Source organism: Sulfurihydrogenibium sp. (assembly GCF_027448985.1).
Lineage (GTDB): Bacteria > Aquificota > Aquificia > Aquificales > Hydrogenothermaceae > Sulfurihydrogenibium.
This window is the reverse complement of record NZ_DAIDMN010000068.1, coordinates 1-7,778: the sequence shown is the minus strand read 5'-3', so window position 1 is coordinate 7,778 and position 7,778 is coordinate 1. Positions and strand designations below refer to the sequence as shown.

At 30.0% G+C, this 7,778-nt stretch carries 7 protein-coding genes and 1 CRISPR repeat array; all 7 genes read right to left on the bottom strand.

Annotation, left to right across the window (positions count from 1 at the left end):
- Positions 1–9: 9 nt before the first annotated feature.
- From NE054_RS06295 to NE054_RS06265, 7 genes are read right to left on the bottom strand one after another with little or no spacing between them, the layout of a single operon-like run.
- Positions 10–1,035 carry a type III-B CRISPR module-associated Cmr3 family protein gene (locus NE054_RS06295; protein WP_297889900.1) on the bottom strand — a complete coding sequence of 342 codons (1,026 nt, stop codon included), beginning with the start codon at positions 1,033–1,035 and terminating at the stop codon, positions 10–12.
- Positions 1,032–2,714: a type III-B CRISPR-associated protein Cas10/Cmr2 gene (gene cas10, locus NE054_RS06290; protein ID WP_297889898.1), complete on the bottom strand. Its 1,683-nt coding sequence runs from the start codon at positions 2,712–2,714 to the stop codon at positions 1,032–1,034. Before cas10 ends, NE054_RS06295 begins: the two co-directional genes overlap by 4 nt.
- A gap of 3 nt (positions 2,715–2,717) precedes the next feature.
- Positions 2,718–3,620, bottom strand: a complete 903-nt coding sequence (gene cmr1 / locus NE054_RS06285; protein WP_297889896.1) for a type III-B CRISPR module RAMP protein Cmr1 — start codon at positions 3,618–3,620, stop codon at positions 2,718–2,720.
- Positions 3,621–3,632: 12 nt separating this feature from the next.
- Complete coding sequence (locus NE054_RS06280; protein ID WP_297889894.1) at positions 3,633–5,090, bottom strand: SAVED domain-containing protein; 1,458 nt, start codon at positions 5,088–5,090, stop codon at positions 3,633–3,635.
- A complete protein-coding gene (locus NE054_RS06275; protein ID WP_297889893.1) occupies positions 5,087–5,911 on the bottom strand; it encodes a hypothetical protein in 825 nt (274 codons plus the stop codon). Before NE054_RS06275 ends, NE054_RS06280 begins: the two co-directional genes overlap by 4 nt.
- Positions 5,908–6,570, bottom strand: coding sequence for a hypothetical protein (locus NE054_RS06270; protein WP_297889891.1), 663 nt, complete (start codon positions 6,568–6,570; stop codon positions 5,908–5,910). The genes NE054_RS06275 and NE054_RS06270 overlap by 4 nt, the downstream gene beginning before the upstream one ends.
- Positions 6,571–6,578: 8 nt before the next feature.
- Entirely contained in the window at positions 6,579–7,052 is a 474-nt protein-coding gene (locus tag NE054_RS06265; RefSeq protein ID WP_297889889.1) for a hypothetical protein, read from the bottom strand.
- A 53-nt stretch (positions 7,053–7,105) separates the two neighbouring features.
- A CRISPR array of direct repeats spans positions 7,106–7,731; the repeat unit is 27 nt; unit sequence GCAATACCCTATAAGCGGGTTAAAAAC.
- Positions 7,732–7,778 lie beyond the last annotated feature (47 nt).

The window sequence follows — 7,778 nt, the reverse complement described above, 5'->3', positions numbered from 1 at the left end:
AAACTTTTTTCATAGTATATCCTCCTGATTTTTTATTGTTCCTATCACACTTAATCCAAATCCGGATGGTCTGTTTACATCAAAATATGGGTACTCTTTTGTAAAAAATGCCGGTTTTAACCAGTATTTTTGAAAGATTTCATCTAACTTGTTTTCATCTTCTAACTTGTAATAAAAAACGCTTCCTTCCGGAATAAGTCTGAAAATTCTTGTAGGTAAAACTTTCTCTTTTATCTTGTCTTTGTAATAACTTAGCCAACCACTGTAGGTTATATGTTTTCCTATCACTTTGGCTATGAGTTTTGAACCTTCTATTTCAGGAATGTTGTTTGTTGGTGTCAGTAGCACTACTTTGAAAATTTTACTTTGTTTTACCTTTTGTTTTATGTGTTCTTTTACTTCTTCTATTGTTTTTGTGTAATCTTTGGATTTTTCTACATTAAAAAGTTTACCTTCCCCACCTAATATAAAAAAGTTTGTATTTATGTCTTTGTTAAACTTTACAAAAAATCCTGTATCTTCTGAAAACCTTGTGTAAACTTGGGTATAAAGCATTCCTTCAACGGTTGTTCTTTTTTTTCTGTCTATCTCTATTCCGGTTCTGATTTCAGAGTGTACAATTAATTTTTTATCATCTACACTTTCTAAACTCTCTCCTTTTAGATACTTTATAAAGTCGTTAACATCTATGTAAGAGTTTAAATCTTCCATTTTTTCCTGTGAAGGGTACTCTAAGATGTACTCTAATGTGTATTTTGAGATAACAGGTTGACTTAATTTTTTTAACTTAGGTATGACTGTCTTTTCTTTATATTTTAGTTTTTTTATCTCTATTGGAACTTTAAAGTAAAGAGTGTCTTTTTTTATCAGAGAAATGAACTGTATATTCAACTTTTCTCCTGATAGCTTGTTGGCAAAAGATAGGATAGGTATAGGATTTAAGAAGAATCTTCCTTCTCTAAAAAGATTTTCCCCTTTGTTAAAGGGTCTTCCATCGGAAAATATAAAAACATCGTAAGGTTTTAATACAATCATACTTCACTCCTTGCTGCTAAAAATTTTGCAACTTTCAACTTTCCTACGATATCTTCTACTTTTTCAAAGGTTTGTTTTAGTATTAATTTTTCAAATTTTTCTCTGTTGTTAAACTTTTTCTTGTTTATCAAATACTTGATTAAGTTTTCTACTATCTGTTTCTCCTCCTTTAAATCTTCTTTTGTTGAGTACGGTTTTAGCAACATTTCAAGCTGATTTATAAAAGTTTTAGGAAAATCTTGCTGAGATACTATATTAACCACTTCTTTAAAGTCTTCTATTTCTTCTCTTTTTAAGAAACATCCCGATGAAGAGAATGAATGTTTTATGTATTTTATATAGACACCTTTTTTACCTTTGTTTTTTGCTGTTTTTTCCGCTTTTCTAAGTTCGTTTAAAACATAATTCAGTGGTACTTTATAGTGAGCTATAACTATTCCACCACTCATGGTAGAAGTTTCGCTAAATTTATCGTAAATCTTTTCAAAAGTGTCAAGAACTGTACTTTTTGGTAGTATCCCTAAAACGTCATCTCCTCCTGTATATACTATTTCTCCTCGATTTTTTTCTACTATTTCTTTAAACTGTTTGCTGTATCCGGATAGTTTTTCTGTAAAAGCTTTTAATTTAACTTCGCTTTCAAAAGCTTCATCTACTTTTTCTCCCATAGAGTCTCCATCTGCCATAAGAAAAGCGTAATACTTACTTGGTTCTCCATTATCTTTATAAAAGTCTTCAAGTTCTTGTTTTAAATTTTCTGGTATTTTGTACTTTTCCCAATTTTCTTTGTATATGATTTGAGTATCTTGTACGTGGTATTTATCCAAGATTCCTAAAAGCTTTTCTTCTACATCTTTCTCATACTCTCTAATTGCGTAATTTACTACTGATTCAATCTTTGCTTCTTTGTACTTGTATATTCTTTTACTTAGACAAAATCCACAGAGTTTTTCACTTTCGGATATTAATGGATATCTTTCTACTTGTAATTTTTCCCAAAACTTACTCCCTTTCAAATCGTTCGGCGTTGCTCCAATTATGGACCTTTTTCCACAAACATTACATAGGTAAGCTCCTAACACGTGTGGGTATGTTTGGTTTTGAATATTTTTTTGATTTTCAAGAAATTCTAAAAAATCTTTTTCAAAGTAAAGATTGTTTTCTTTCTCGTAGAGATTCACTCCTTCTATAACGGTAGAATCCGGTTCAATGGTTCCTTTTAGATAAGCTACCAACTTATCAACTTCGTTTTTTGTCTGTTTTAACCTTTCTTTTATTTCTACCGCTCCGTAGATTACTTTTATGCTACTTTTTATCTGATAAAAAGCTAATTTTTTATAACTGTCAACCTTCCATTTTTCTAATGGGTTGTAGAGTGTTTTTACAAGAGTGTCATAGATTTCTTTTTCTAACTCTTCACAGAAATTCTTAACTTTTTCTTCAGAATCCGACTTATATACGATGTAAGCAACATTCGTTATATTTTCAGGATGATTTTCTATTACTTCTTTGGTAGGTATTAAGAAATCAACCTGTTGATTGTTTACAAACTTTTTAAAAACTTGAGATAGGATAGATGGAATTAAACTACTTCCACCATATAAGTCTATAAGCTTTCTTGATTGTGTTATCAACTCTTGAACAGATGGTATAGTCAACTTTACTAAGTACTCTCTCATCTTTTAACTCCCCTTAAATGTTTCTTCTGCTTGCTCTTTGATTTTATCAACCGCACCTTTCCAAGTACTGTAATCAAAATTTCTATTTTTGTAATAAAAAGCTATCAGATAAAGTTTGTAAAAGTTTTCTTTTGTTTTTTGGATGGAAAAGTTAACAAAGGATGCTTGCCTTGGGTTTGATGAACCTAATATTTTAGAAAACTCACCTTTTTTTTCAATTTCATGAATAACTTTCTCATAAAGACTTTTAAGTATGTTTTCAAAATTTAAATTTTTTTCTACAAAGTCCTTTTTTAACGGCATTGAATAAACAAGATAATTTTTTTGGTCGTCTTTCCTAAAAGTAAAGGTTGGATACAAAGGTTCATCAGTTTTTATCTCTTGGTTTGTTTTAAATAAGTCTTTACAAACATCGGATATTCTTTTTATATCTTCCGCTATTGATAGGTTGTAGTTTATCTGTAAATTACCGTTTAATCTGTTTCTTCTGTTTCCTACTCCAAATAAAAAAGCAAGATTTAACAAAGATTCATAAAACTCTATCGGGTATGAGTTTGATATCAAAGTTAAATCGAAAGTTTGATTTGGTAAAATTGCCTGTTTTGAAAAAGAGCTTTTATGTGGTAAGAGTTTTATCCAGTTTATTTTTAAATTTTCTGTGTTTTCAACCAACATTTTAAAATCTGATTTACAGGATGTATCTCCAAAAATTTTTCCTTCTACCTCTAAAAGTTTTTTCATATCGTTGTTGTGGTTTATATACTTTCCGGCTACGGTTCTAAAGGCATACCTCATCATAGATTTTATTTCCGATAGTCTAATTCTCATTGAATCTATTTCTTTACTGTCTGCTCCTCCCATTATCGTTGGAGTTATCACCTCTACTTTAAAATTTTTTTCTTTCATTACACTCTCCCTTCAAAATTTACTAACTACTTCTTTTAAATTAACTGGAATTTTTACATATTCTGACTTTTGGTTGTCAAAATGGTAAATGTTTATATCCCAAAAGTGTCCTATTGCCATTCCCAATGATAATGCTAACGGTGTTGGCATGGAATGGAAAATATGTAATTTTTTCCTGATGGTTGTATTTATGAAGTTGTATAACTCTTGATGTAATGGTAGGAATTCTTCTGTTGGTATGTTGCCGTTGTATATGGTCTGGGCTATGCATGTTTTAGCGTTTGGAATGTTTTTCTCTATGTATCTTAATGATTTTTCTACAGGGTTATGGGATGCTATGTGTAGGATAACCGCTGTTTCTTCATCAGGATTACACTCTTTTACCTGAAGTATTTCGTACTGGTTTTTTATCTGTTTTATTACTCTTATGTTCTCTCTTGCGTCTATTGCTTTTAGATACTTGTTGTTTATATAATGTAGTATCACTACCCTTTTTCTTGAACCTAATAGGGCTCCTATAAAAAATCCTAATGATGATATACTTATGGAAATATATAAAACGGCAGATTTGATGGTAAAGAGTTTTCTAAACTTTTCTTCTACCTCATCTAATATATTTTGAATCTGTTTTTTATCTGAAAAGTCTATGTTTTCTGTTATTAATGTTAAATCGTTTTGATTTATGTTATAAAATTTTTGTAGGTTGTTTATGTTAAAGTAAGGGTAGTCTTGTTTTATGGTTTCTTCCACTTGTTGTAAGCTTTGAATTATGTCGTTTTTGTTGTTTCTGTTGAGTAGTATAACCGGAATGTCTGGACTGTTTAACCAAAAATCAAGTTGTTCTATACTTTCTATATCCTCTGGAGTTATAAGAGTAAAACCTTTTTCTAATACCGCTTTTTCTTTTTCAGGTATGTGGTTTACCGGTAGAACTTTTCCGGATGATGTGACTTCTCCTGTAAAGGCAAGGTTTTTTAGGATTGTTTTGTCATTTGCTATAAGTCCTGCTGTAATTGCAAGCTGGAATGAATTGCCTTTAAAGATTTTATCAAATACTACAAAAAACTCTTTTCCGGTTGCTTTCTTTACACTTTCAAGATTTAAAAAATAATTGAAAGAAAATGTTTTTTGTGTATTTTCTACAATAAAAGCTTTTGCAATGTATGAATCTTTAAGCTCTAAATCATAAACAGGAAAGTACACTTCAAACCCTTGATTTTTGAGTAAGTAAAATATATCATCTTTTGTTAGGTTTAAAACTTGTGAAAAAAGGTCGTAGTCTATCAAATCCGTATTGTTTCTCAATGTTATAAAAAGCTGATACTTTAAAGGTGTTGTATACTCGTTGTCTTCCATCAAGAAAATTTTGTATAGGTCTTCCAACCATTGTGTTTTTATGTTTTTTTCTTTTATTAAGCTTTCTAAAACCGGATAGAACCTTTCAATATCTTCAATTAAATCTTTAATCATTCCAACACCTCTACTTTTATATCTTTTTTCAGAGAATCTAAATCCAAAGTCTCAACTTTATCAAACTGTAGTGCGATTACATTGTCATCCAAAACATTTTCAAAGATGATGTTTTTCCCCATGTAGATTCTAACTTTTTTGTTTATAAATTCTTTTGGAAGAATAATGTTTATAAAACCATGTTCAACTTCTTTGTACAAAATAAAGTTTTCTCCAATTGCTGTTTTGTTTTCACTTGAAGCGGCTAAAGAAACTGTGTATTTTTCTAATCTTTCTGGTGCTATACTTATGATATTGCTACTTTCTTCCATCTGGTCTAAAATATCAAAAATCCTTAAATGATACTCCTTAATGATTTTCAATTCATTTTCCTTAAACTTCTCTACCCATCTGTTCCCAAATGGGTATTCAAAGCCTGTTTCAATTTCTTGCTTTTCTCCTTCTCTATATTTCTTTATTTTTTCAAGAAATTCTTTTTCTACCGTTTCTAAATATACTGATTTTTTTAATATCTCGTCTTCACTTAAGTAGAAATTAACGTCAGTTTCTATGATAAATAGTTGATTGTCGAATCTGGATCTATAATAGACGTCAGAAGGTGTAGCAAATTCGTAGAAACTGGATAATTTTAGGCATTCGTAATATTTTTCAGAAATTTGTCTTAAAACCAAGAAAAAAACTGGCTTATTTTTTAATATTGTAAAGAAAATATCCCCCTCCCAAACTTTTTTTTGATTGTTTACTTTTTCAAAAGGTTCATAATTTTCATTTAAACTTTCTTCGTATATTTTATATGCAATTTCCTTTATATCCAGTTTCATAGTTTATCCACCTCGTAAATTTTTATACATACTTCTTTGTAATAGCTATCAAAAAAGTGTTCAACTGCGTTTTTTGAAAACTCGTACTTTTTTACTATCTCAGATAACCTTTTTTTAAACCTTTCTACTCTCTTGTACAAAGCATCATCTTTAAGTTCTTTATAAAAACTATCTTTTAAACTTTGTTGCTTTCTATAATCACTCAACATATAACAAAGTAATTTTTGTTCTTCTTCTTTTAGCTCAACTTTCATTATCTCAAAAATCCTTTCACTTTCTATATGTATCAAAAAATCTACCTCTTTTTTAGCTCTTTTTTCTAAAGGATTTTCATCTTCTTCTTGATATAAATAAACCGAATCGTCAAAAACTTCTGACATGTGTATAGCTTTTTCTAAAGCTGTTTTTAAAAAGTTTTCTATGGCTGTGGAAATATAAGATGTTAAGCCTTCTGAACCATTTTTGAATCTTTCAAGTATGTTTTTTTTATAAGGAAGTAATTTTTCAGCCAAAAAATCACCAAAAAGGTCTTCTTGCTCGTTTTTTAAAATCTGATATGTCTGTTTGTTTATTTTTGAAAAAAAAATGTTTCTTATAACTTCTAACCCTTCTTCTTTACCTTCCTTCAAAAACTCAAGTATAAGGTCAGCTCCTGACATATTCACTCCTAAATATAGAAATTTTCAACGGATTTTAATAATTCTTCTTCACATTTGCCACAGTATTTTGCTTGACCTTCGTTTAAAAGTTCTTTCAGTATTTCCACGTTTAAGAATATCCTGTAATCACCGTTTTTTAATATAAAAACGTACGCTTCTTCTGAGAATTTAATTCTGTGGCAATCTTCTGTGTTTAATTTGCAGTTGCTAAAATTAACTTTTTTTCTTGATTTTTTAGTAAAAACTAACGGTGAAGGTTTGGTAGATGTTGCAAAAGCTTTGACGGATTTGTCTTTAACTTCTAATATGATGATAGGTCTTGATTTGTTTTTGTCGGTGTTTTCGTTAAATAGTTTAATTTTTTGCTTGGTTTTCTCATAAAGAGTATTTACCTTTACAACAAAGACTTGATGTCTTTGGATTTGAAAATAATCTGATAATCCCTCCGACTTTAATATTATATCCGCAAAACTAAATCCCATAAAAACATCCGGATTAATTTAATTTTTAACAAAAAAATTATATCAAATTTCAAGCCTAATCTTATAACCGGGTTAAAAACAGAGATTTAGAGATGTTATTGAAAGTTTATAACGAATATTCGCAATACCCTATAAGCTGGTTAAAAACTCCATCTGCTCTCATACTCAGACAACTCCTGGAGCGGTTGCAATACCCTATAAGCGGGTTAAAAACTAGGAAGAATGGACGAAAGCAGCAGGTTAAAGTTTAATTTGCAATACCCTATAAGCGGGTTAAAAACAAAAACATTGTGAAACAGTTGAAAAACTTCATATATGTTGCAATACCCTATAAGCGGGTTAAAAACTTCTTGGGTTTTGACAAGAAAAAGAATTATGACTTGTTGCAATACCCTATAAGCGGGTTAAAAACGCGGTTCTTGTAGGTGGAGTTGTGGGATACTTGATAGCGTCGCAATACCCTATAAGCGGGTTAAAAACCCATATATGATTGTCTACAAAATAGTTATATTGACTTGTCGCAATACCCTATAAGCGGGTTAAAAACTAGAATTAGAAATAGATGATGAATACGGAGTTAGAAAGTCGCAATACCCTATAAGCGGGTTAAAAACTTGGATTAAAGATTTTTATTTAGATGATTACATTAGTCGCAATACCCTATAAGCGGGTTAAAAACCCATATATGATTGTCTACAAAATAGTTATATTGACTTGTCGCAATAC

Excerpts from the sequence above, each read along its gene's own strand:
- NE054_RS06295 (WP_297889900.1), bottom strand. The coding sequence starts at position 1,035 with ATGATTGTATTAAAACCTTACGATGTTTTTATATTTTCCGATGGAAGA.
- cas10 (WP_297889898.1), bottom strand. The coding sequence starts at position 2,714 with ATGAGAGAGTACTTAGTAAAGTTGACTATACCATCTGTTCAAGAGTTG.
- cmr1 (WP_297889896.1), bottom strand. The coding sequence starts at position 3,620 with ATGAAAGAAAAAAATTTTAAAGTAGAGGTGATAACTCCAACGATAATG.
- NE054_RS06280 (WP_297889894.1), bottom strand. The coding sequence starts at position 5,090 with ATGATTAAAGATTTAATTGAAGATATTGAAAGGTTCTATCCGGTTTTA.
- NE054_RS06275 (WP_297889893.1), bottom strand. The coding sequence starts at position 5,911 with ATGAAACTGGATATAAAGGAAATTGCATATAAAATATACGAAGAAAGT.
- NE054_RS06270 (WP_297889891.1), bottom strand. The coding sequence starts at position 6,570 with ATGTCAGGAGCTGACCTTATACTTGAGTTTTTGAAGGAAGGTAAAGAA.
- NE054_RS06265 (WP_297889889.1), bottom strand. The coding sequence starts at position 7,052 with ATGGGATTTAGTTTTGCGGATATAATATTAAAGTCGGAGGGATTATCA.